General features: G+C 63.9%; 21 protein-coding genes. 8 read left to right on the top strand and 13 right to left on the bottom strand.

The features are described 5' to 3' along the window. Positions 1-57: 57 nt before the first annotated feature. Entirely contained in the window at positions 58-786 is a 729-nt protein-coding gene (gene minC / locus M1D78_RS07515; protein ID WP_437419843.1) for a septum site-determining protein MinC, read from the bottom strand. Between the two features lie 160 nt (positions 787-946). On the opposite strand from minC, the gene M1D78_RS07520 reads away from it, so the two are divergent. After that, positions 947-1,897, top strand: a complete 951-nt coding sequence (locus M1D78_RS07520; RefSeq protein WP_437419842.1) for a lipid A biosynthesis lauroyl acyltransferase — start codon at positions 947-949, stop codon at positions 1,895-1,897. On the opposite strand, the gene M1D78_RS07525 is transcribed toward M1D78_RS07520, so the two are convergent. The 3 genes from M1D78_RS07525 to M1D78_RS07535 form a co-directional block, all read right to left on the bottom strand. Continuing rightward, the gene (locus M1D78_RS07525; protein ID WP_437419841.1) at positions 1,887-2,732 is read right to left on the bottom strand and encodes a pirin family protein; all 846 of its coding nucleotides are present in this window, start codon (positions 2,730-2,732) and stop codon (positions 1,887-1,889) included. The genes M1D78_RS07520 and M1D78_RS07525 overlap by 11 nt on opposite strands. Before the next feature lie 91 nt (positions 2,733-2,823). Then, positions 2,824-3,579, bottom strand: coding sequence for an MlaA family lipoprotein (locus M1D78_RS07530; RefSeq protein ID WP_437420371.1), 756 nt, complete (start codon positions 3,577-3,579; stop codon positions 2,824-2,826). Positions 3,580-3,586: 7 nt separating this feature from the next. Further along, positions 3,587-4,879: a serine/threonine protein kinase gene (locus tag M1D78_RS07535; RefSeq protein ID WP_437419840.1), complete on the bottom strand. Its 1,293-nt coding sequence runs from the start codon at positions 4,877-4,879 to the stop codon at positions 3,587-3,589. 208 nt (positions 4,880-5,087) lie between these two features. Between M1D78_RS07535 and M1D78_RS07540 the strand changes: the two genes are divergently transcribed. Beyond that, on the top strand, positions 5,088-5,450 hold the full coding sequence (locus tag M1D78_RS07540) for a hypothetical protein (RefSeq protein WP_437420370.1): 363 nt from the start codon (positions 5,088-5,090) through the stop codon (positions 5,448-5,450). Here M1D78_RS07540 and M1D78_RS07545 read toward each other — a convergent pair. After that, the gene (locus M1D78_RS07545) at positions 5,447-7,042 is read right to left on the bottom strand and encodes a glycoside hydrolase family 17 protein (protein WP_437419839.1); all 1,596 of its coding nucleotides are present in this window, start codon (positions 7,040-7,042) and stop codon (positions 5,447-5,449) included. The genes M1D78_RS07540 and M1D78_RS07545 overlap by 4 nt on opposite strands. 83 nt (positions 7,043-7,125) lie before the next feature. Beyond that, complete coding sequence (locus tag M1D78_RS07550; RefSeq protein WP_437419838.1) at positions 7,126-7,350, bottom strand: DUF2061 domain-containing protein; 225 nt, start codon at positions 7,348-7,350, stop codon at positions 7,126-7,128. A 272-nt stretch (positions 7,351-7,622) separates the two neighbouring features. Between M1D78_RS07550 and M1D78_RS07555 the strand changes: the two genes are divergently transcribed. From M1D78_RS07555 to M1D78_RS07575, 5 genes are all read left to right on the top strand, one after another. Then, a complete protein-coding gene (locus M1D78_RS07555) occupies positions 7,623-7,937 on the top strand; it encodes a DUF485 domain-containing protein (RefSeq protein WP_437419837.1) in 315 nt (104 codons plus the stop codon). 1 nt (position 7,938) lies between these two features. Next, the gene (locus M1D78_RS07560) at positions 7,939-9,594 is read left to right on the top strand and encodes a cation acetate symporter (RefSeq protein WP_437419836.1); all 1,656 of its coding nucleotides are present in this window, start codon (positions 7,939-7,941) and stop codon (positions 9,592-9,594) included. Between the two features lie 169 nt (positions 9,595-9,763). Continuing rightward, the gene (locus M1D78_RS07565; protein ID WP_437419835.1) at positions 9,764-10,570 is read left to right on the top strand and encodes an SDR family oxidoreductase; all 807 of its coding nucleotides are present in this window, start codon (positions 9,764-9,766) and stop codon (positions 10,568-10,570) included. Positions 10,571-10,675: 105 nt separating this feature from the next. Beyond that, positions 10,676-11,815, top strand: a complete 1,140-nt coding sequence (locus M1D78_RS07570; protein WP_437420369.1) for an MFS transporter — start codon at positions 10,676-10,678, stop codon at positions 11,813-11,815. 117 nt (positions 11,816-11,932) lie between these two features. Further along, positions 11,933-12,355, top strand: a complete 423-nt coding sequence (locus tag M1D78_RS07575) for a hypothetical protein (protein WP_437419834.1) — start codon at positions 11,933-11,935, stop codon at positions 12,353-12,355. Here M1D78_RS07575 and M1D78_RS07580 read toward each other — a convergent pair whose 3' ends face one another. The 6 genes from M1D78_RS07580 to M1D78_RS07605 form a co-directional block, all read right to left on the bottom strand. Next, on the bottom strand, positions 12,356-12,586 hold the full coding sequence (locus M1D78_RS07580; RefSeq protein WP_437419833.1) for a YheU family protein: 231 nt from the start codon (positions 12,584-12,586) through the stop codon (positions 12,356-12,358). Between the two features lie 6 nt (positions 12,587-12,592). Further along, positions 12,593-15,364 (bottom strand): hybrid sensor histidine kinase/response regulator, encoded by a 2,772-nt coding sequence (locus M1D78_RS07585; protein ID WP_437419832.1) that lies wholly within the window; start codon positions 15,362-15,364, stop codon positions 12,593-12,595. Positions 15,365-15,559: 195 nt separating this feature from the next. Then, complete coding sequence (locus tag M1D78_RS07590; RefSeq protein ID WP_437419831.1) at positions 15,560-16,759, bottom strand: osmoprotectant NAGGN system M42 family peptidase; 1,200 nt, start codon at positions 16,757-16,759, stop codon at positions 15,560-15,562. A gap of 116 nt (positions 16,760-16,875) precedes the next feature. Further along, the gene (ngg, locus tag M1D78_RS07595; RefSeq protein WP_437419830.1) at positions 16,876-18,618 is read right to left on the bottom strand and encodes an N-acetylglutaminylglutamine synthetase; all 1,743 of its coding nucleotides are present in this window, start codon (positions 18,616-18,618) and stop codon (positions 16,876-16,878) included. 69 nt (positions 18,619-18,687) lie between these two features. Continuing rightward, entirely contained in the window at positions 18,688-20,460 is a 1,773-nt protein-coding gene (locus tag M1D78_RS07600) for an N-acetylglutaminylglutamine amidotransferase (RefSeq protein WP_437419829.1), read from the bottom strand. 108 nt (positions 20,461-20,568) lie between these two features. Continuing rightward, on the bottom strand, positions 20,569-21,423 hold the full coding sequence (locus M1D78_RS07605; protein ID WP_437419828.1) for a LysR substrate-binding domain-containing protein: 855 nt from the start codon (positions 21,421-21,423) through the stop codon (positions 20,569-20,571). Positions 21,424-21,517: 94 nt separating this feature from the next. Here M1D78_RS07605 and M1D78_RS07610 point away from each other — a divergent pair, with 94 nt between their 5' ends. After that, entirely contained in the window at positions 21,518-21,751 is a 234-nt protein-coding gene (locus M1D78_RS07610; RefSeq protein WP_437419827.1) for a DUF1127 domain-containing protein, read from the top strand. Positions 21,752-21,769: 18 nt separating this feature from the next. On the opposite strand, the gene mnmC is transcribed toward M1D78_RS07610, so the two are convergent. After that, on the bottom strand, positions 21,770-23,740 hold the full coding sequence (gene mnmC, locus M1D78_RS07615) for a bifunctional tRNA (5-methylaminomethyl-2-thiouridine)(34)-methyltransferase MnmD/FAD-dependent 5-carboxymethylaminomethyl-2-thiouridine(34) oxidoreductase MnmC (protein WP_437419826.1): 1,971 nt from the start codon (positions 23,738-23,740) through the stop codon (positions 21,770-21,772). Between the last annotated feature and the right edge of the window lie 63 nt (positions 23,741-23,803).

Consider the following 23,803-nt stretch of genomic DNA (forward strand, 5'->3'; position numbering starts at 1 on the left):
GCCGTTTCGGCCTTGAGGATGCCCGTTCTGGTGCTTGAAAAATTGCGGCAGTATCCGTTAAAGGCGGGTGATGTTCAACACATCGCCGGATAGCTTCATCTGTACGGCTTCGGCCCAAAGAGGGTCCCGCCTGAGGTCCTCGGCGACCTTGTACTGCCCGGCAATCGAGACCATTTCCGCCGCCAGTTGCTGGCAGAAAATGCGTGCATTGACGTCGCCCTTGATACCGGCCAGGGCGCGCCCGCGCAGCGGACCGTACACATGGATATTGCCGTCGGCGAGAAGTTCCGCGCCGGGACTGACGGCGGATAGCACGATGAGGTCGCCGCCCTGGGCGTAGACCTGTTGCCCGCCGCGGATCGGCGTTGTCACCACGCGAGTCGGACGATACACCGGTTCGGCGGGCTTGGGCGGCTCCGCGGCGGCCTTGAAGATGTCGAGTTTGCGTTCGCGCGCGCCGGACGGGGGCAACACGGGCAGGTCCAGCCCGCCGGCGGCCTCGATGACCTTCGGGTCGCCGGCACGCAGCGCCAAGGTGCGCAGGCCGTGCTTGCGGCAAAGCGCGATGAGCGCCGGCAGGTCAGGCGTGGTATCGGCGGGCAACTTATCCAGCGCCAGCACGAGCGGCGTATTGTTGAAGAAGTCCGGCGCCTGCTCCACCTTCAGGGTCAGCTGCTGGTCGAGGCGTTCGAGGTCGTGTTGCGCGAGCTCCAGCACGGTGATGGCGAGCATGCTGCCCTTGAGCTGGAACACGGGCGTCTGGTCGTTGGATTCGGCTTGGCTCATGGTCTGCCTGCTGCGGTAAATGGCGAGGACTTATAACGGGGGTGACGATCGCCTGCAAGCCCACGCGCGGCAAGCGCAGCGCTGCCACGCATCGAGACGCAGCGGCATCGCCGGCTGGTTTGCCGCTAGAATGTCCGCTTTTATCGGTTCGAGCTTGCTGATGGATCGTCCCCGCTTCAGTACATCCTTCCTCCATCCACGCTTCTGGCTGCTATGGCTGGGGTTAGGCCTGCTCTGGCTGCTGGTGCAATTGCCTTATCGGGTACTGCTGGTGTTGGGGCGAGCGGTGGGGGCCGTCATGTACCGCGGCGCTCGATCGAGGCGCCACATCGCCCGGCGCAACCTGCAACTGTGCTTTCCAGAGCTCAGCGATGTGCGGCGCGAGGCTCTGCTCAAGGAAAACTTCGCCTCCACCGGCATCGCTCTGTTCGAGATGGCCATGAGCTGGTGGTGGCCCCGCGCCCGCCTGCAGCGCTTGGCACATATCGAAGGCCTTGAACATCTGCAGAAGGCTCAGGCGGAAGGGCAGGGCGTGATCCTCATGGCGCTGCACTTCACCACGTTGGAAATCGGCGCCGCGCTGCTTAGCCAGCGGCACACCATCGACGGCATGTACCGCGAGCACAAGAACCCCTTGTTCGATTTCGTCCAGCGGCGCGGCCGCGAGCGGCATAACCTGGACGCCAGCGCCATCGAGCGCGAGGACGTGCGAACCATGCTCAAGGTTCTGCGTGCCGGGCGCGCGATCTGGTATGCGCCGGACCAGGATTACGGTCGAAAGCAGAGCCTGTTCGTGCCCTGGTTCGGCATCAACGCCGCGACCGTGACGGCGACTACCAAGTTTGCCCGCTTGGGCCGTGCGCGGGTGATCCCCTACACCCAGGTGCGGCTGGCCGATGGAACTGGCTATCGGATGGTCATCCACCCGCCGCTCGGCGACTTTCCGGGCGAGAGTGAGGAAGCAGATTGCCGACGCATAAACGAATGGATCGAGGATGCGGTCAGGCAGCATCCCGAGCAGTACTTGTGGGCGCATCGCCGCTTCAAAACCCGGCCAGAAGGCGAGCCTAACCTGTACCGCAAATTGCCGAAGAAGCCGCTCAGCTTGTAAAGACGCCGTCGCGAACGTCGCGCAGGGCCTGCTCGATCTCCTCGCGGCTGTTCATCACGAAGGGGCCGTACTGCACGACAGGCTCGCCGATCGGCCGCCCGGCGATCAACAGAACCCGCGCTCCCGTGTCGCTCGAAAGCCTGAGCTCGCCTTCGTCGCTCAGCCGCGCCAGCTGGCGCGTGCCAACCCTCTTGCCGGCCACGGTCAAAGCGCCTTCGAATACGTAGAGCATGAGCCGGTGCCCTTCAGGAACCGCCGGCGATAGCGCCGCGCCGGCCGGCAAGGCCAAGTCAAAAAGCTGCGGTTCGGTATCGGGACGCTGCACGGCGCCGGGTTGCTCGACGCCCTCAGCGGCGAAAGTGCCGGCGACAACTACGGCCTCCACGCCATTGGGCAGGCTGATGCGGGGGATGTCCTGCGGGGCATAGTCTCGGTAATCCGGGGCCTGCATTTTGCTTTTTGCCGGCAGGTTGAGCCAGAGCTGAAAGCCGCGCATCAGGCCTTTTTCCTGTTGCGGCATTTCGCTATGGATCACGCCGCGGGCTGCGGTCATCCACTGCACGGCGCCAGGTTCGAGAAGCCCGACGTTGCCCAGATGATCCTCGTGGCGCATGCGGCCTTCGAGCATGTAGGTCACCGTCTCGAAGCCACGGTGCGGGTGAGGCGGAAAGCCGGCAATGTATTGGTCGGGATCGTCCGAGCCGAACTCGTCGAGCATCAGGAAGGGATCGAACCGCTCCAGGGCCGACCCGCCGAACACGCGAGTCAGGCTGACGCCAGCTCCATCAGAGGTGGCTCGACCAGTTTCGATGGCTATCACTTCGCGCAGGGACATGGATTTACTCCTCTATCGATGCGCGCCAGCCTAACGCGAGGCTGTCGATGCATTAGCGCGATTTCAGGATGTAACGCATCGAGCGGCTCGATCATTCGCTGATCTGCAATTCCCTCGCACGGGTGTAGACGTAGCGCACTTTCTCGTACTCGAACGGAGAGTTCAGTTGGCCATAGCGCAGGCTGGTGGTGTGCCGGATATCGATCAGGCGCAGCGCCGTAAGCCCGAATTCGCCGCCGCTGGCGTCGGCATAGCTGAAATAGTCCACCTGGCGCTCGATGCCGAAATCGGCGACCTGGCCAGTGGTGTCCCTCAGGTTGGACGGCCCCAGCGCCGGCAAAATGATGTAGGGGCCGTGTGGCACGCCATAGAAGCCAAGGGTCTGGCCGAAATCTTCCCGAGCACGTGGCAGGCCCATGCGGGTGGCCGGGTCCCAGACGCCACCAACGCCGAGGATGGTATTGAACAGCAGCCTGGCCGTGGTGGTCATCGCGCGTTCGCCCTTCAGTTGCGCAAGGCTGTTGAACAGCGTCGGGATCTCGCCCAGGTTGTTGAAGAAGTTGCTGACGCCAGTGCGCACGACCCTCGGCGTGACATAGCGATAGCCACGAACTGCCGGCAGCATCACCAATTGGTCCAGCCGGTAGTTGAAGTAGTACATCCGCCGGTTGAACGACTCCCAGGGATCATAGATGTTCAGGGCATCGAAGGTGGCGCGCTCGAATTCGCGCTGGTCCAGGCCGGGATTGAATTCCAGCGTGCGCAGTGGATGCGTGAAGCCGTCTTCGTCGGCGTTCGGCGTCTGGCCATGGGCAATGCTGCTGGCTAGCAGCAACAGGGCAAGCAGTTGACGTCTAGCCACGAAAGAACTCCAGCATGTGTTGAACGTTGACGCGGTAGTCGAGGTTGCCGCAGTGGCCGCCGCGCGGGTAGAGCGTCATGCGGTCGCCGAAGGTGCGCCGCAGGAACCCGAGGTCCCCTGCGCCCAGGATGATGTCGTCGGCGTTGTGCATGACGGCGATTTTCGGACTGTTGCGCAGGTAATTCTCCAGCGCGTATAGGCTGACCTGGTCGACCAGTTGGGTCAGGCTGCCCCCATCGGTTTGCGCCCGCCACATGGGGATTAGTTGCTCGGTGAGGTAGCAATCGAAGTCGCACTGTAGGGCGCGGCGGAAGAACGGCTCCAGGCTGGTGCCTTCATCGATCGGGTAATCCGGCGGCACGATCAGCCCGCGCCGATTAATGAGGTCGGACGTGAAGGCGATATCGGCCGCCGAGAAGCGAAATACCGAGCCGATCAGCATCGCCATCTGTTCATCGGTCAGGCGTAGCTCCGAGCGCTGGAAGTCGAACAGCAGGGCCGCGTCGAGGTCGATGCGACCTTGCTGATGGAAGTAGCGCGTCAGCTTTTCGAAAATCAGTTCGTAGAATGTCGTGGTGCTGTCCACGTCGGCGACGCGGGTCTGCACCAGTTTGTCGAGATTGTTGATAGACGTCTGCAAGTTGACCGGAGGGTTGATCAGCAGCACGCGATCGAAATCGAAGCTGCGCCGGGTTTCGTCGAGCTGGCTCACGAAGGCCGCGTTCAGCGCGCCAAGGCTGTAGCCGACAAGGTTGAAACCGGTCACGGGCAATTCATGCTGCTGCGCCCGAATCGCCTGCATCACGCGGTACATGTCCTTGGCATCGTTGGGGCTGTAACCGGGCGTGGCGTAGCGTGAGGCCGAGGCGATGAAGTCGAAGCTGGTCGGCGATGACAATTGCACGACGTGATAGCCCGCTCCATAGAAGATGCGCTTGAGCGTTTCGCTCTTGCCGGCCGAGTAGCTGGCGCCGGTGCCGGCAATGATGAACATCAGCGGGGCAGGGCCGCGCTGGCGGGCCAGCCGGTAGGTCAGCCGCTTAACGGCCCAGAAGTTGTCCGGCAGAGTGAATTCGCGCTCGGGGCGCAGCCGCAGGCTGTAGTCGCGCTGGTCGATATCGTCGTCGGTAGGGGTCTCGGCGCGCAGCTCGACAGGTGTCGTGGCAATGGTGGCTTCGAACGGATTACTCAGTGGGTAGCCGTAGTCTTCGACGCTGATGTCCGCCGCGAGGGTGGGCAAGCTCAGCAGCGCGAGCAGGGCCGTCAGGCACAGCGACAAACGCATGGATGTTCTCCGGGTGGCGGGTGGGGTATCCGGCGCGGCCGGATGGGCACGTCTGGGTATAGGCTCTATCGTCGTCGTCCTCAGTTTCCCTTGTGTTCGACCGCGCGCTGGTTGCAGCGCGTTTGTCGCTTGCAACGGCGCCGGGCTCGATTATGCTGAGCGCCGCCTGACTCCTGGAGCCTTCACGTTGCGCCTGTCCCCTTCGCTGATGCTGGTCCTGCTGCTGGTGGCCTGCATTGCTGCCAGCTACGAAGTTCGTTTCGCGCTGATGGAAGACCCTCGCTGGGTTGGGCTCTGTGCCGAGTCCGCAGCGCACTGGGCGTGCCAGGTACGGGCCGGGCTCGGCTGGCTCATCCACATGCGGGTGCTGGCCTGGTCGGCGCTTTCGCTTGCTGTGCTGGCGTTTTTCCTGCCACGGCGCACCGGCTGGTGGTTGGCCGCGTTGGGATTGCTGCTGGCGGTGCCTGCGTTGGTCCTCTACAGCGCCAGCCTGGCCGTGTTCGCGGTGGTCATCGCGGCGCTTCGGTTGGTCCGGGCGCCACGTGCTGCGCTAAGCATTGACCACGGCTAGGCCGTCTGGTTGCGTGAATCGGTCGCAGCGATAGCGATTTGCCGGTTTGACTGGTGCAGGCTTCGCCACAGCGCCAAGGTCACGAGTACGCAAACCAGCGCCCAGCCTATCGCCTGCTCGTTTTCCAATCCTTCCTGATAGAGCTGCGGCGCAATACAGGCGGCAATCAGGGCGGCCAGAAGGGTGGTCTCCCTGCGGGGCGCGATCGTTGGGCGGGCCAAGTAGACCAACGCCGGATAGAACAGCGCAGCGCTTGGAAAGCTTCGGTAACGCGCATCGAACACCAGCGCCAGGGCCATGACCGCGCCAGCAAAGCCGGTGGCCAGGAGAACGAGGCCGGCGTGGCGGTCCAGCCAAGCGCATGCACGGCGGCGCCACAGCGTGTCGTTGCCGAGCATCAGCGCCACATGCGCCAGCGCGACAGCGTTGAGCATCAGCAGGGCACCCGTCCAGAACCACTCGCCCAGGTAGCGGCTGGTTACCACGCCAAGTTCCAGCCAAAGCCCCATGCAGGCAGCGCCGGCGGCTGTCGCAAGCGGGAGGACGATGGCTGAGCGGCGTCGTGTCGGCTGGCCAGCTACAACTAGCGTAACCAGCCAGGCAACCGTGCTGATCGCCAGCCAGCGTGGCCAAGTCGGCAGGTTCGACACGGGGCCTGTGAGAATGCCTTTGTCTTGCCGATCGGCATCGAACAAGCCCCAGTAGCCGCCCACCGCACCTTCGCTGGCGCGCTTCCAGGGCTGGTCGAAGGCTTCGATCAGGTTGTATCGCCAACCGTTCGCTTCGGCCAGTTGCACGAACTCGCGGATGAAGCGGGCCTGGTTCTCTCGGCTGGGTACCGCGGTCTCCCGCTGACGCCCTTCGCTGGGCCAGCCGGTTTCACCGATCAGGATGTCCTTCGGCGCGTAACTGTTGCCGAACACCTGGCGTACCTCGGCGACTTCGCGTAGCGCGTGCTCGATTCCAGCGGGCTCGTCTTCCCAATAGGGCAGCAGGTGGATGGTCAGGAAGTCTACCGCCGGGGCGACTTCCGGATGTCGCAGCCAGAACTCCCAGACGTCGGCATAGGTCACCGGGACCTCGACACCGGCGCGCACCCGCTCGATCAGCGCGACCAGTTGCGCGGCTGTGGCTTCCTTGCGTAGCAACACCTCGTTGCCGACGATCACGGCGTCGACTACGTCCCGGTTGGCGTTGGCGCTGCGGATCAGCGCATCGATCTCCGCACCCGTCTGGACCGGATCCGCGCTAACCCATGCGCCCATCAACAGCCTAAGGCCGTGCTTGCGTGCCAGTGCAGGCACGTCTTCCAGGCCAGTCATCGAATAGGTCCGCACGCAGTCGAAGCGTTTGGCCAATAGCGCCAGATCCGCATCGATGCGTTCGGGGCGCAGCTGGAACGGCTGGTCGAATGGCGACTGGTCCTTGTCGAAGGGGCTATACGAGGCGCACTGCAGCTTTTCGCCCGGCGCGCTGGCATCGGCGATCGCGATCGGGCGGCCAAGGCCGTACCAGAAGGCGATCATGGCGGTCAGGGCGAACAGGCAGGCAAATGCGTAGGGCAGCAGGAAAGGGCGCGAGCGCGACGTCATTACAGCGATCTGCAAGGGGGCGGGGCGCGCATCTTAGCCGAGCGGCGGGCGGTTCGACAGCGGCCCTTGCGGGCCGGCGACGGTCAGGCCTGGTGGTGCAGCCAGGCATGAGGTGGGATGTCCTTCTTCGGTGTGTGCCGCCTGTCGAGGCGCTGCCAGATCTTTTCGTGAAAGTAGAACCCGACCGAGTTGCACAGCGGCTCGATCGCAGCGACCAAGCCACCGGCGGCCACGCTACCGGTCAGGGCATAAGTCACCGAAAAGGCGATGCAGAAATGCATCAGGGTGAAGGTGACGGTCTTGATCATGTTGGGCTCCGCTGAAACGAACAGGAATTGTTCTCCGTTGCGAATGGAGTTTGGTCATGCGGAGCGAGGCTGTGAAATGGCCGTCTTGCATGGTGCGCATAGCAGGCATCTATGGTCTGCCGAGGTGCGGCGAATTGACGCTGCAGCGGCTCTAGTCCGGTACTTTGATGCGATTGAGTACCAGACCATGGTCGAGTGGCGTTCGACCTCGGCGGCACTAAAGTAGCCGCCCTGTCCGCATGTGTGGGCAGTGATCGTGTGGAGACAATCCAATGAACAATGAAAACCTGTACCGGCAGATCGACGCCGACCCGCGCTTCCAGGATCTGGTCGCCAAGCGAGGCCGCTTTGCCTGGTTGCTAGCGACCATCATGCTGGCGGCTTACTTCGCATTCATCCTGATCATCGCATTCGATCCCGCCGTGCTCGGCACGCCGTTGACGACGGGCGCCGTGACCACTTGGGGCATTCCGGCCGGCCTCGGGTTGATCTTCCTGTCTTTCGTGCTAACCGGCGTGTACGTCCGGCGCGCCAATGGCGAGTTCGACCGCATCACCCAGGACATCCTCCAAGAGGCGCAGAAATAACATGCTTGCACGCTTGCTGACCGCGGCCGTCCTGATGACGGCTGCCCCGGCGCTGTTCGCCGATGCCCTGACCGGCGATGTTCAGAAACAGGCCACCAACTGGACCGCGATCTCCATGTTCGTGGTGTTCATCGTCTTCACGATGGGCATCACCAAGTGGGCGGCCAAACGTAACACCTCCACCTCCGATTACTACACTGCTGGCGGCAGCATTACCGGTTTCCAGAACGGCCTGGCCATCGCCGGTGACTTCATGTCGGCGGCGTCCTTCCTCGGCATTTCCGCGCTGGTTTTTACCAGCGGCTATGACGGCCTGATCTACTCGATCGGCTTTCTCGTCGGCTGGCCGATCATTCTGTTTCTGATGGCCGAGCGCCTGCGTAACCTGGGCAAATTCACCTTCTCGGACGTCGCCTCCTACCGCCTGGGCCAGACGCAAATCCGCATCCTCTCGGCATTCGGTTCGCTGATCGTCGTGGCCTTTTACCTGATCGCGCAAATGGTCGGCGCCGGCAAGCTGATCCAACTGCTGTTCGGCCTGGATTACCTGGTCGCGGTGGTCATGGTCGGCGTACTGATGGTGATGTACGTGATGTTCGGCGGCATGCTCGCCACCACCTGGGTGCAGATTATCAAGGCGGTTCTGCTGCTCTCCGGCGCAAGCTTCATGGCGATCATGGTTATGTATCACGTCGGATTCGACTTCGGTCGCCTGTTCTCCGAGGCCGTTGCGCTGCATCCGAACCACCAGGCCATCATGAGCCCGGGCGGTTTGGTGTCCGACCCGATTTCCGCGATTTCCCTCGGCCTGGCGCTGATGTTCGGTACGGCGGGTCTGCCACATATCCTGATGCGCTTCTTCACCGTCGCTGACGCCAAGGAAGCGCGCAAGAGCGTGTTCTACGCCACTGGCTTCATCGGCTACTTCTACGTCCTGACGTTCATCATCGGCTTCGGCGCGATCCTGCTGGTCAGCACCAATCCGAGCTTCAAGGACGCTTCTGGCGCCATCATCGGCGGCACCAACATGGTCGCGATTCACCTGGCCACAGCGGTGGGCGGCAACCTGTTCCTCGGCTTCATCTCCGCGGTTGCCTTCGCCACCATCCTGGCGGTGGTATCGGGTCTGGCACTGGCCGGCGCCTCGGCCGTGGCTCACGACCTTTACGCCTGCGTGATCAAGAAGGGCAAGGCCAAGGAAGAGGACGAGATGAAGGTCACCAAGCGCACCACGTTAGCGCTCGGCGTGTTGGCCATCCTGCTCGGCGTCGCCTTCGAGAACCAGAACATCGCCTTCATGGTGGGCCTGGCCTTCTCGGTCGCGGCCAGCTGCAACTTCCCGATCCTGTTCCTTTCGATGTACTGGAAGAACCTGACCACCCGCGGCGCGCTGATCGGCGGCTCGATGGGCCTGGCCACGGCGCTTCTGCTGACCATCCTCAGCCCGACTGTGTGGGTCGACGTGCTGCACTTCGAACAGGCGATCTTCCCGTACAAGTACCCGGCGCTGTTCGCCATGATCGCCTCGTTCGCCGGCCTGTGGTTCTTCTCGGTCACTGACAAGTCGAAGACGGCAGCGGAAGAGCGCGCACGCTTCTTCCCACAGTTCATCCGTTCGCAAACGGGCTTGGGCGCTACTGGCGCGGTCGCCCACTGACCGAACGCACAGCGGTACGAAAGGCAGCCTTCGGGCTGCCTTTTTTGTTTGCCACGGCTGCCAGATCGGGCCTGGAGCAGGGCGGTCATTCAGCATTTCGATAGAGGCCGGTTGTGGCTGTGGCTTTCGCTAGACTCGCCGCAACCCAACGAACAAAAGGTTACAAACGATGCAGAACCGCATGATGGTCACGGGGGCCGGTTCCGGCCTCGGGCGTGAAATTGCCTTGCGCTGGGCGCGTGAGGGCTGGCAATTGGCGCTTTCGGACGTCAACGAGGACGGCCTGGCCGAAACGCTGAAGCGGGTGCGCGATGTCGGCGGCGACGGCTTCACCCAGCGGTGTGATGTACGTGACTACAGCCAGCTCACGGCGCTGGCCCAAGCCTGCGAAAGCAAGCTCGGCGGTATTGACGTAGTGGTAAATAATGCCGGTGTGGCTTCGGGTGGCTTCTTCGAAGAACTGTCGCTCGAAGACTGGGACTGGCAAATAGCGATCAACCTGATGGGCGTCGTCAAGGGTTGCAAGGCCTTCCTGCCATTGCTGCAGCAGAGCAGGGGGCGGATCATCAACATCGCCTCGATGGCTGCCTTGATGCAGGCACCCGGCATGAGCAATTACAACGTGGCCAAGGCCGGTGTGGTGGCCCTGTCGGAGAGCCTGCTGGTCGAACTGCGACAGCAGGAAATTGGGGTTCATGTGGTCTGCCCGTCGTTCTTCCAAACCAACCTGATGGACTCCTACCGGGGCCCTACGCCGAACATGAAGGCGCAGATCGCCAAGCTGCTCGAAGCGTCGCCCATTACCGCGGCGGACATCGCCGATTACATCCATCGCCAGGTTGCCGAGGGCGTGTTCATGATTCTGCCCCACGACGAAGGGCGTATGGCTTGGACGATCAAGCAGCAGAATCCTCAGGCGATTTACGACGAGATGGCTGCGCTGGCAGAAAAGAAGCGCAACAAAAGTAAAACCTGACTGAAAGGTCCGAAAAACTTGCCGGAGCCGGCGCGGCGGGAGTAGGGTGCAGTCCCGTTTCGCTGCCGGTTCCCGATCGTGACCAATCCTGCCCGCTGGCTGCTCATGCTGGCCCTGGTGCTCGCCGCCATCAACTTGCGCCCTGGTATCACCTCGTTCGCGCCGCTGATCGAGCGTATCGCCGCCGATCTTCACCTCAGCCGAGGGCTGATCAGCCTGACCACCGCGCTGCCCGTCCTACTGATGGGATTGCTGGCCCCGCTGGCGCCACGTCTGGCGGTTCGTTTCGGTTTGGAGCAGACCATTCGTTTGTGCCTGGCCTTGATTGGGCTGGCGCTGATTTTGCGGCTGGTAGGTGATAGCGCCTGGCTGCTGATCGTCACCGCAGCCATGGTCGGGGCCGGTATTGCGGTGGCCGGTCCGCTGATTTCCGGCTTCATCAAACGCTATTTCCTCGATCGGGTGGGCCGGACGGCAGCGTTCTATTCGTTGAGCATGGCGGTCGGTGGCACGCTCGGCGTCGTATTGACCGCGCCGGCGACAGCGGTTTTCGGACAGCGCTGGACGCTGGGCCTGGCGCTGTGGGCGATTCCTGCCGTCCTGGCGCTGCTGGTCTGGACGCGCTTGCCCAATCGGCCGGAACCCGCCGCCGAGCGCAACGCCGGCTTGCCCTGGCGAGAGCCGCGGGCCTGGCTGGTGAGTATCTACTTCGCCCTACAGGCCGGTTTGTTCTATGCGCTGGCGACTTGGCTGGTGGCGCGCTACCACGAAGCGGGCTTCAGCACCGTGCAGAGCAATGCCTTCTTCAGCGGCTTCATGCTGATCGGGCTGCCGAGCGCTTTCCTCATGCCCTGGCTGGCGCAGCGATTCGGCAAGCGTCACCTGATGATGGCGGCGTGCAGCGCCCTCGCGACGGCCGCGCTGTTGGTGATCGCGCTGCTGCCGCAGGTCCAGCCCCTGCTGATTTGTATGCTGTTGGGCGTGGCCCTCAACGGCACCTTTTCCATGTCGCTGGTGCTGCCGATGCATGAGGCCACCACACCTCTGGCCGTCAGCCGATTGACCGCAATGATGCTGTGCACCGGCTACTGCTTGGCCTGCTTCGCGCCAGTGCTGACCGGCATCGGGCGCGACCTGGCCGGGAGCTACCAGGGACCTTTCCTTGTGCTGGCATCGCTCGCAGCCGTGATGTCGCTGCTAGCGCTGCGCCTCGCACCGCGACCTGACGCTGGCCGCGTGTCCTGACCGCCTGTGGCACAGGTCACCGCGTGAATGTGTGGCGCGTTGCAGAGCGGCTGAGAAGGCTAGCACGGCATCTCGATTTGGTTGAACATGTGCGGCCTTTCGCCCGGAGAGCAGCCTGTGGAGCAGGAATCGATCGTCTACGGCAGCATTCGTGACTGGCCGGCCGCCGACCTCGACGAGTGCCGCCGGCGTCGTGCCGTCAACCGCCGCGCGCTGGGCAACCTACCGCAGGGCGAAGGCTGGCCCTTCATCGGTCGCGAGATGTTTTCTTTCTGCACGGATGAGGGGTTATACCAAACCCAGGTCATTCATTTCGGCGCCAGCTACCGCGCCGTCGAATACGAATGGTCATTGTGGGTTCGCAGCTTCGAAGCGCTGCTCGACGAGCTCTACTGGACCCGCGCCGTGGTCCACCTCGAGACCGAGCTCAACGGCACGCACACCTTTCGTTGGGAAACCGAGAGTGGCAGCCATAGCCCCCGCCAGCGCGACGTGCGCATGCGTTGCGCCTGGGAGCGCGAGGGTGGCGTGCTGGGCTGATCAGTCTTGCAGCCACTCGCGAGGCACGTCGCGTCGTAACGCCAGCTGGCACTGCTGGCTGTCCGGGTCGAATACGATCACCGCTACGCCTTTGGTAAGTGCCTGGCGCACACGCTCGACACGCGTCTCAAGAGGCGTCTCGTCACCGTTGTCGGTGCCGTCGCGGGTCACGAAGTCCTCGATCAGGCGAGTGAGGGTGTCGGGTTCGAGCTGGTCGTGGGGAATAAGCATCGGCTGTCAGGTCGGCTGGGGCAGATCGGGTGTGAGTGAACCTTGCGGGCTGGCTTCGAGAAAGCGGTCCAGGCAGGCATAGAGTTGCTCGCTGTCCAATGGCTTGCCGATGAAGTCATTCATGCCCGCTTCGCTGCCCAGGCGGCGATGTTCCTCCAGCACATGGGCAGTCAGCGCGACGATAGGAACCGCAGCAAGGCCGTTTTCGGACTCGAATTGGCGAATTCGACGGCTCGCTTCGAAACCGTCCACTTCCGGCATTTCGCAGTCCATCAGGATGAGGTCGATGGCGGCCGGGTTCTGGCTGTAGGTTTCCACCGCGCGGCGACCGTTGTCGGCGATCAGCACGTCGTAGCCGCGCTTGCGCAGCAAGCTGGATACCACCATCTGGCTGACAGGATTGTCCTCGGCGGTGAGGATGCATGGCTGCGGCGCGCCTTCGCTAGGCCGCGTGCCGTTGCCCGGTGCCGTGAGGCTATTCGGCGCATAGAGGGCCTGTAGGGCTTCGCGCAAGGCGCCAAGCAGCAGCGGCTGATGCAGGCTGGTCAGGTTGACCTTGGAGGCCGACAGCACCGGCGTGACCTGGGGCGGCGTCACCAGCATCGTCGGCTGGCGAGGGTGGAGCTGATCCTTGACGGCCGACAGCCATTCCTTGGGCGTACCCGGCCAGGGCGCCAGAATCATCAACAGCGGAACGTTCGGCTGTTCGCCCAGGTGGCGAGCCAGGCGCCTCGGATCCTCACAGCGAACCACGCGCATGCCCCATCGCGCGAGCAGCTTGGCCATGGCCTCCAGGGCGGCGCCATCCTGCGAGGCGACGATGGCGGTGCGCCCTTCGAGCAGCGGCGTCAACGGGTCGCGGAAATCCCCCGCTTCGCGCAGCGGAATGTCGAAACTGAAGCGGCTGCCCTGGCCGGGTGTGCTCTGCACGCCGATCTGGCCGCCCATCATCTCGACCAGTTCCTTGCTGATCACCAGCCCCAGGCCACTGCCGCCATAGCGGCGTGTCGTGCTGGAATCGCCCTGGCTGAAGGATACGAACAGTTGGTTCAGCACCTCGGCGCGCATGCCGATGCCGCTGTCGGTGATGGAAAACAGCAAGTTGCGCGACTCGTCAGGACCTTGCGGCGAGACGTCCAGCACCACACAGCCGCGTTCGGTGAATTTCAGCGCGTTGCTCAGCAAATTCATCAGCACTTGCTTGAGGCGGGTCGGATCGCCGCGCACGTACCGTGGTACGCCGGGTGCGAGGCTGACGTGCAGACCGAGCTGTTTTTCCAGCGCCTGAGCGGTCAGCAAGCTCAGCGTTTCGGAAATCAACGCCTCCAGATCGAACTCGATGTCTTCGAGCACCAGCTTGCCGGCGCCGATGCGTGCGTAGTCGAGAATGTCGTTGATCACTGTCATCAGCGAGGTACTGGAGCTGGAAATCGTGTCCAGATAAAAGCGCTGCCGACGATCGAGGGAGGTTTCGCGCAGCAGTTGCAACATGCCCAGCACGCCGTTGAGCGGGGTCCGGATTTCATGGCTCATCTTCGCGAGGAAGCGGCTCTTGGCCTGGTTTTCGCTCTCGGCGCGCTCGGCGGCCTGGCGAGAGCGAAAGCCTTCTTCCTTGAGCAGATTGATCCGGTCGGCCAGACCGATCGAAAGGGTGATCAACTCGAATGCAATACCGATCTTGACTACCGGTGCGCCGTATAAGCCGAGCAGGTTGAAGCCCAAGGAGCCGGCGGTCACGATCACGAAGGTCGCCAGCAGCACCCCCCACGCGAGCGTGTAGTACAGGCCATAGCGTACGCCGCGGCTCCACACAAAGGCACCGGTGAACAACAGGCCGATCGACGAGCCGATCACCATGATGCTGGCGAGGATGCTCCAGACCTGCAGGTCGAGAACGAAACCGGATAGCAGCGCCCCAAGCGACAGCAGCAGGGCCACACGCAGGGTGAAATCGAGCCGGGGGAAGTATTGGCGCGTGTGCAGGAAGTGCCGGCTGAATTGGATAGAAATCAGGCAGTGGCTGAGCATGAGGGCGTAGATGCCCATGGCCACCGCGCCGCCGGCACCGCTCAGCCACTTGACCAGCATGCCGTCGAAGCTGAGCGCGAAGAGGCCGACGTTAAGGTTGTAGATCAGGTACCAGAAATAGGCGGGTTCGCGTAGCGAGAGAAACAGGAAGAAGTTGTAGCAGAACATCGCGAAGAGCACGCCATAGAACGCGCCGGCGAGCCCCGCACTGTCCTCGAGTGCCGCGACGTTGGCCGTGTGGGTGCTGAAGTACAAGGGCATGAACAGCGTGCTGGTGCTCTTGACGCGCAGCACTAGTGTCGAGACGCCCGGTTCGAGCTCGACGGGAAACCAGAAGTTAGCGACCTTGACCGCCCGCTCGGCAAAGGGATGGTCATCGCCCGAACGTTGGCGGCTCAGCCGGCCATCGGGGTGCTGCAGATACAGCTCGATGTCGTCGAGTAACGGGTAGTTGATCTCGAATACGCCGCTGACCGTTTCCGGCAACTGGTTATCCAGCTGCACCCGGAACCACCACACTGAATCGTTCTTGCCCTTGTTGGCGTGCTCGCCGGACACCTGCTCGAAGACCTTTTCCGGCAGCGTCATCACCTCGGCGGCATTCAGCTCGGCGCCAGGGTCACGCAGGAAGTAAGTCCATTGGCCCAGCGGTTCGCGGAAGGCGTCGGAGTCGATCGGAACGGTAGAAAATGCCCAGATCGGACCCGACAGGCAGTACAGGATGATGGCCAGGCAAAGACGCAGCAGCATGAAAAGACCCGGGTATGCGGCAGGGCGAGCCGATCGGGAGGGCTGTCAGCGCGACCTCGAACGGCAAGCCGGAACGCCTGTGCCCGGCTATGGCGGGCAGACAAGTTTTTCGGATGCCTGCGACTTTGCCTTGATCGTTGCCGCCTCGCAATCGGCAATTGCGTCAAGTTGGCTACGGATCATGAAACGCGGCGCTCACTTGCCGGTTTCGTCGTTCTGACGCTCGAAGATCTCGTCTACGGCGGGCACTCGCGTGTCGTTTTCCATCTGCGTGACATGCTCCAGTTGGTGGCTGAAGTTCTCCAGCGAATCCTTGCCGCTGCTCGCGTCGCTGGCAAACACCGGCGGGCTCAGCAGGTAGGCGCTGATCAGGCGCGTCATCGCGGTCAGGCTGTCGATGTGAGTGCGCTCGTAGCCGTGCGTAGCGTCGCAACCAAAGGCCAGCAGGGCAGTGCGGATGTCATGCCCGGCGGCGATCGCCGATTGCGCGTCGCTGTGGTAGTAGCGGAACAGGTCGCGGCGCACTGGGATCTCATTGCTGGCGGCGAGCTTGAGCAGGTGGCGCGAGAGATGGAAGTCGTAAGGGCCGCCTGAGTCCTGCATGGCCACGGTTACCGCATGTTCGCTGGACTCCTGACCTTTGGCGGTGGGTGCGATGTCGATACCGACAAACTCGCTGACATCCCAGGGCAGCGCGCCGGCCGCACCGGAGCCGGTTTCCTCGGTGATGGTGAACAGTGGATGGACATCGATTGGCGGTTCGCGCCCGCTTTCGACGACACCCTTCAGCGAGGTCAACAGCGCGGCGACACCCGCCTTGTCGTCCAGGTGACGGGCACTGATGTAGCCGCTGTCGGTGAACTCCGGCATCGGGTCGAAGGCGACGAAATCGCCCACGTTGATGCCCAGGGCGACGGTGTCCGCGCGGCTCTGCGTATAGGCGTCCAGCCTCAGTTCGACGTGATCCCAACTGATCGGCATTTCATCCACGGCGGTGTTGAAGGCGTGCCCAGAGGCCAGCAGGGGCAGTACGCTGCCGCGGAACACACCGCTGTCGGTAAAGACACTGACCCGGCTGCCCTCGGCAAAGCGGCTCGACCAACAGCCCACCGGCGACAGGCCCAGCCGCCCGCTGGGATGGATCTCACGCACGCTGGCGCCAATGGTGTCGAGGTGCGCGGCGATGGCGCGGTCCGGGCTGTAGCGTCGCCCCTTGAGCGTCGCGCGGATGGTGCCACGGCGGGTCAGTTCGAAGGGGATGCCCAGCTCCTTCAAACGTTCGGCGACGTAGCGCACGATGGTATCGGTGAAGCCCGTAGGGCTTGGGATTGCGAGCATTTCCAGCAGCACGCGCTGGAGGTAGTTCAGGTCCGGTTCGGGGAGCTTTGCGGTCATGATCTCTCCTCGGCGACGGATGAAACGGTCGCCCACGTCGGTGAATGGAGTCGAACTGCGTCCGCGTCGCCAGAAGGCGACACCGGGCGACGGGGTCGCCGCGGTGCGGGGAGGGCCTAGTTGGCGTTGTGGCTGAGCGGGAACAGCAGGTCGATGAAGCGTTCGGCGGTCGGTTGCGGATGGTGGTTGGCCAGGCCGACGCGCTCGTTCGCTTCGATGAACACGTACTCGGGCTGATCCGCTGCTTTGACGAGCAGGTCCAGGCCGACCACGGGGATGTCCAACGCACGGGCGGCGCGCACTGCGGCGTCCGTCAGGTCAGGGTGCAACTGGTCGGTGACGTCATCCAGCGTGCCGCCGGTGTGCAAGTTCGCCGTCCGCCGTACGGCAAGGTGCGTGCCCTGTGGCAGCACGCTGTCGTAGTCGTAACCGGCATCGACGATGCAGCGTTGGGTCTCGTTGTCGAGCGGAATCCGGCTTTCTCCACCGGTTGCCGCTTGGCGACGGCGGCTTTGCGCCTCGATCAGCTCGCGAATGCTGTGGCTGCCGTCGCCTACCACTTCGGCGGGGCGGCGAATGGCGGCAGCGACGACCTCATAGCCGATTACGACGATGCGCAGATCCAGGCCTGCATGGTAGCTCTCGAGCAGCACGCGCTGGTCGAACTGGCGGGCCCGCGAGATGGCGTCTTCGACATCGGCGGCGGTGCGCAGATCGACCGAGACGCCATGGCCCTGCTCGCCGTCGACCGGCTTGACCACCACGCTGCCATGCTCATCGAGAAACGCGGCGTTGTCTTCCGGCGCGCCGGCCAGCTGCTGCGCGGGGAGCTTGAGCCCTGCGCGCGCCAGGGTGCGGTGGGTCAGGCTCTTGTCCTGGCAGAGCGTCATGCTCACGGCCGAGGTGAGGTCGGACAGCGATTCGCGGCACCGGACCTTGCGCCCGCCTTGCGTCAGGGTGAAGAGGCCGGCTTCGGCATCGTCGATGTCGATCTCAATGCCACGGCGGCGTGCCTCGTCGACAATGATGCGGGCATAGGGGTTGAGCTCCGCTTCAGGGCCGGGACCGAGGAACAGCGGCTGATTGAAGGTGTTCTTGCGCTTGACGGTGAAAGTTTGCAGATCGCGGAAGCCGAGCTTGGCGTACAGCGCCTTGGCCTGCTTGTTGTCGTGCAACACCGAGAGGTCGAGGTAGGCGAGGCCGCGCCCCATGTAATGCTCGATGAGGTGGCGCACCAGGGCTTCGCCAACACCCGGGCGGGTGCAGCTTGGCGCGACCGCGAGGCACCACAGGCTGGAGCCGTTTTCAGGGTCGTTGAAGGCCTTGTGGTGGTTGATGCCCATCACGCTGCCAATGATCTGGCCGGAGTCGTCGTCCTCGGCGAGCCAATAGACCGGGCCGCCGTTCTCGCGTGGCGTGCACAGCTCGGGGTTGACCGGCAGCATGTGTCGCGACTGGTAAAGGGCGTTGATCGCCTTCCAATCCGCATCGCTCTGTGCCCGGCGGATACTGAAGCCGCGGAAGCTGCGGCGGGCAGGGCGGTAATCGGTGAACCAGATGCGCGAGGTGTCGGATGGGTCGAGGAACAGCTGTTGCGGCGCGTAGGCCAGCACCTGGTGCGGCGCAGCGACATAGAGGGCGATGTCACGTTCGCCGGCTTGCTCATGAAGCAGGTCGGCGGCCAGGTCTGCTGGGTCACTGTAGGTGTGGCCGATGAGAATGCGGCCCCAGCCACAATGCAAGGTGACCGGGCCCTTGGATTCGCCCTGGCCGTCTTCGGCCAGCCGGGCCTGCAGGCGTTCGTAGGTCGGTGTCTGCCCGCGCAACAAGCGCTGTCCGTAAGCCTGAGACTTCTGCATGGTGCTTTCCTTCGAGCTAGTCGTGCCACCGACGGGCGCAGCGCGCAGGGCCGGTGGCTTGATCGGTTCTTATAGACCCTGTTCGGTCAACCAGAGATTGACTGCCGCCAGCTGCCAGAGCTTGGAACCACGCAGCGGGGTCAGTTGGCCTTCAGGGTCATTGAGCAGCTTGTCGAGCATGGCCGGGTTGTAAAGGCCACGATCCTGGCTCGGGTCGGTCAAGAGTTCGCGCACCCAGTTGAGCGTGTCGCCCTGCAGGTGCTTGAGACCGGGCACCGGGAAATAGCCCTTCGGCCGGTCGATCACCTCGGCGGGGATCACCTTGCGTGCGGCTTCCTTGAGCACGTACTTGCCGCCGTCGGGCAGCTTGTACTTGGCCGGAATGCGTGCCGAGAGCTCGGCTACGTTGTGGTCGAGGAAGGGCACGCGCGCTTCCAGGCCCCAGGCCATGGTCATGTTGTCGACACGCTTGACCGGATCGTCGACCAGCATCACGGTGCTGTCGATGCGCAGCGCCTTGTCGACCGCGGCTTCGGCGCCAGGCTGGGCGAAATGCTGGCGCACGAAATCGCCAGAGAAATCGCCTTTGGCCCATTGCTGCTGCACGGTCTCGGTGTATTCCCCGTAGCTGCGGTCGCGGAATGCCTGGAGGTAGGCCGCCACCGGATCCTGGGCGCCATCGACTTGCGGATACCAGTGGTACCCGGCGAACAGTTCATCGGCGCCCTGGCCGCTCTGCACCACTTTGCAATGTTTGGAGACTTCCCGTGACAGCAGGTAGAACGCAATGCAGTCGTGGCTGACCATCGGCTCGCTCATTGCCCGGAACGCGGCCGGCAACTGCTCGAGAATTTCCTTTTCCTGGATACGCAACTGGTGGTGGCGTGTCTGGTAGTGGTTGGCGATCAGGTCGGAATACTTGAACTCGTCGCCGCGCTCGCCCCCGGCATCCTGAAAGCCGATGGAGAAGGTCAGCAGGTTGTCCGCCGCGCCAGCCTCGCGCAACAAACCGACCAGCAGGCTGGAATCGACCCCGCCGGACAGCAGTACGCCGACATCCACCGCGGCGCGCTGGCGCAGAGCGACGGATTGGCGTAGCGCACTCAGGGTGCGTTCCTGCCAGTCCTCGAAACTGTAGTTTTGTTCGTCAGCCCGCGCGCCGAACTCCAGCTGCCACCAGCGGTGCTGGCTGGCGTTGCCCTTGGCGTCGATACGCATGAAGGTGCCCGGGGGCAGCTTCTCGATGCCGGCGATGAGAGTGTCGGGGGCTGGCACCACCGCATGGAAGCTCATGTAGTGGTTAAGCGCGACCGGGTTCAGTACCCCGGCGATGTCGCCGCCCTGCAGCAGCGCGGGCAGTGTCGAAGCGAAGCGCAGGCGGTCGTTGGTCTTGGAGAAATACAGCGGTTTGATGCCCAGGCGATCACGGGCGACGAACAGTTCCTGGACGTCGCGCTGCCAGATGGCGAAGACGAACATGCCGTTCAGGCGCGGCAACAGGGCCTCGCCCCACGCGTGGAAGCCTTTGAGCAGCACCTCGGTGTCGCCGCCGGAGAAGAAGCTGTAGCCCAGCGCTTCGAGTTCGGCGCGCAGTTCAGGGTAGTTGTAGATCGCGCCGTTGAAGACCATCGACAGGCCCAGTGCCGAGTCGATCATCGGCTGCCCCGATGCCTCGCACAGGTCCATGATCTTCAGCCGCCGGTGGCCGAGCGCGACCGGACCTTGGCTGTTGAAGCCGCAGGCGTCAGGGCCGCGGGCAGTGAGATGTTGAGTGATGCGTTCAACCGCGGCCAGATCGGCCGGTTGATTATCGAAACGAAGTTCGCCAGCTATGCCGCACATAGGATCCTTACCGGGTTTTGCCAATGAGGGTGTGACTGGCAAGCGGCGGGTGAGTTCAGGTTTTTCGGCCCGGCTGCACCGTCCCGGAGCATCGCCTGGGAGCGCGGGTTACAGGCGAAAACCCTCGACAATGTGCTCGGCCAGGGCCTCGCTGACCTTCGACGGGTTACGCTCGCTACGCAGCAGCACGATACTGCTCAGCGGCAGTTCCGGCAGGCCTTCGGCTTCGCCGAGGATGCGCATGTCCGACGACACCAGGCTCTGGAATTGCGCCGTCACTGCCAGCCCGGCGCCGACGATCGCCATGAGCGCCGACAGGCTCGGGCTGGTATAGGCGACCCGGTAGGCAATGTCCCGGCCGTCCAGCGCGTTGCAGGCCCAGGCGCGGCAGAAGCATTCGGTGTTGAACATCGCCAGTGGCATCGGGCGCTGCTCGTGCGTGTTGAAGCCCGGCGCCTCGGCCCAGACGAAGCGCTCTCGGCGCAGCAGTTGGCCAATCTCGGTGCCCGGTTCGCGGGTGACGATGGTCAGGTCCAGGTCGCGACGTTGCAGTAGCTGGTAGGACGGCTCGCAATGCACCTCGACCTGGACCAACGGGTACGCTTGCGCGAAGCGCGACAGAATGCCCGGCAAGAAGCGCATCACGTAGTCGTCTGGCGTGCCGATACGCACCGAGCCGACCATGTGCGGCTCGCGCAGTGTCGTCAGCACCTCACCGTGCAGCTTGAGGATGCGCCGCGCATAGCCGAGCAGGACCTGGCCTTCGGCGGTCAGCCGCACCTGGCGGCCTTCGCGCTCGAACAGCGGGCGCTGTAGCACGTCTTCCTCGAGGCGTTTCATCTGCATGCTGATCGCCGACTGGGTGCGGTTGACGGCTTCGGCGGCACGGGTGAATCCGCCGTGATCGGCAATGGCGACAAAGCTGCGCAGTAACTCTGCATCGATGCTGGGGTAGTGGGCCATTCATCAATCTCCAAGATGGACGCCATCAGAAACATTCGTTGGATTGATCATAAGCCGGGCGGGAGACTGGCGCCATCCACCAGGAGGTGCCGTCATGAAAAGCCAGACGTTGGTCCACAATTGCCTCGATGCCCCGCGTGTTCGCTCGCCACTGGCTCTGGCGCGGGCGGTCGCCCAGCTATTGCGGCGCTGGTCGGCACTGTCGCGTCAGCGTCGGCAGCTGGCTGCGCTCAGCGACGATGCGCTGAAGGACATCGGCCTCAGCCGCGCCGACATCGAAACCGAGATCAACCGGCCCTTTTGGGACGAACCCTTTCGCTGCGGTTGAGTGCGCGTCCAGGCGTCTTCACTCGCGGCGAATCACTCGGCGCAGCAGGAAGCGATTGGGGTGACACGCCTCGGCAATGTCGCGCGGTAGCGGCAGCGGGCCGCCGTCGACCCAGGCGGCCAAGAGTTCGCCGGACAGCGGCGCGGTGATCAGGCCGCGCGAGCCGTGGGCGGTATTGATGAAGAGCCCGTCGAGCCAGGGGCAGGGCAGGTCCGGCACCTGGCGGGCGTCCTTGCCGAGGATGGCATAGTGGCTGGCGAAAGGTTGCGGGTCGGCTAGCGGCCCTACGATTGGCAGGTAATCGGGGCTGGTGCAGCGAAAGGCGACACGCCCTTGCAACGCCTCGACGGGCATGTTGCTGGTATCCAGCCGATCGCTCAGCTCGGCGGATATCTCGTCGAGCATGGCGAGGTTGGCACGGTGTTCGGCCTCACTCGGCTCGGGATGGGCGTCGGCGAAATTGAAGCTCGCCCCTAATGTATGGACCCCGTCGCGCGGCGGCGCGACATAGCCTTTGGCGCACAGCACGGTGCCCAGCCCTGCGCTGCGTGCCGTGGCAGGCAGAGCAGTGATCTGCCCGCGGATGCGCTTGAGCGGCAGCCAGGCGGCCTGGCTGAAGCGGGCTGCGTCGGCAGCGCCGCTGATCACAACCACAGGCGCTTCGGCGAGCACATTTCCGTCATCGAGGGCTTGCCAATGGCCACCTTCTCGTCGCAGTTCGAGCGGCTCGTGATGGCGCAGCACGGTGATGCCCGGCTGTTTCACGAACCATCGGCACAGCGCCGGCGGGTGTGCCCAGCCGGCATCGGGAAAGTGCAGGCCGCCGCTGCCGAGCGCCACGCCGGCGAGCCGCTCGGCCTCGTCGCGTTCGATGCGGCGTAGTAGACCGGGTGGGAAGGCGCCGGCCAGTTCGGCCTGGCGCGCCGCTTCCTTTTCATCGAAGGCCAGTTGCAGCACGCCGCAGGCGTCCCAATCGCGCCCTTGCTGCAGATGCTCCAGCAATCGGCGGGTGTAGCCGAAGGCGCTGACGACTAGGCGTGACAGTGGGGTGCCATGCGCCGAGAGTTTGAGATAGAGCACGCCCTGCGGATTGCCGGATCCCTCGGCGGCGATATCGGCATGCCGTTCCAGAACGGTGACGTCCCAGCCACGTGCCGCCAGGCTCGCCGCGCTTGCACATCCAGCCAGTCCCGCTCCGATGATCAGGGCCTTGCGCGGCCCGGGTTGACGGGCCGGCCGGGCGAACCAGGGCTTCTCCGCCTGGGGAAGCGCATCGATCCGCGCACCGCGAAGGCTTTCGCGCTTATGGCCAAAGCCCTGAATGCGCTCCACCTCGAACCCCACCGCCTGCAAGCCGCGGCGTACCAGCCCTGCGCTGGTGAAGGTAGCGAGCGTGGCACCCGGTGCGCTCAGGCGTGCCAGTTGATTGAAGAGTGCCGGCTGCCACATATCCGGGTTCTTTGCTGGGGCGAAGCCGTCCAGAAACCAGGCATCGACCTGGGCGTCCAGTTGCCCGAGCATTTCCAGCGCATCGCCGACCAGTAATGTCAGCACCACTGGACCGAATCGCAGCTGCTGAAAACCCGGATTGATCGCGACGTACTGGTCAAGCAGCTGCTCGGCCAATGGCGCGAGCGCCGGCCATAGCGATAGCGCGCGGCGCAGGTCTGCAGCGGTCAGTGGGTGCTTTTCCACACTGATGAAGTGCAGCGTGGCGCCGACCGGTGCGAGGCGTTCGAAACGCTGCCAGGCGCAGAGAAAGTTGAGGCCAGTGCCAAAGCCCGTCTCGCCGATCACCAGCCGTTCGCCTGCTCGCAGCGCCGTGAAGCGCTCTTGCAGGCGGTTCGGCTGGATGAAGACGTGGTCCGTCTCCTCGATGCCGGACGCTCGAGAGAAATAGACATCGCCATAGTGGCGGGACTGGGGCTGGCCATTCTCGTCCCATTCGAGTTCAGCGTGCTGGAAGTCGGCGGAGGAGGGAGCGGGCATCGGGCGCGTCCTGAAGCGAAAGGCGGCGATTCTATCAGCCGGCGGAAACCTCCTGCGGGCGCG

Source organism: Pseudomonas sp. SA195 (genome assembly GCF_054131565.1).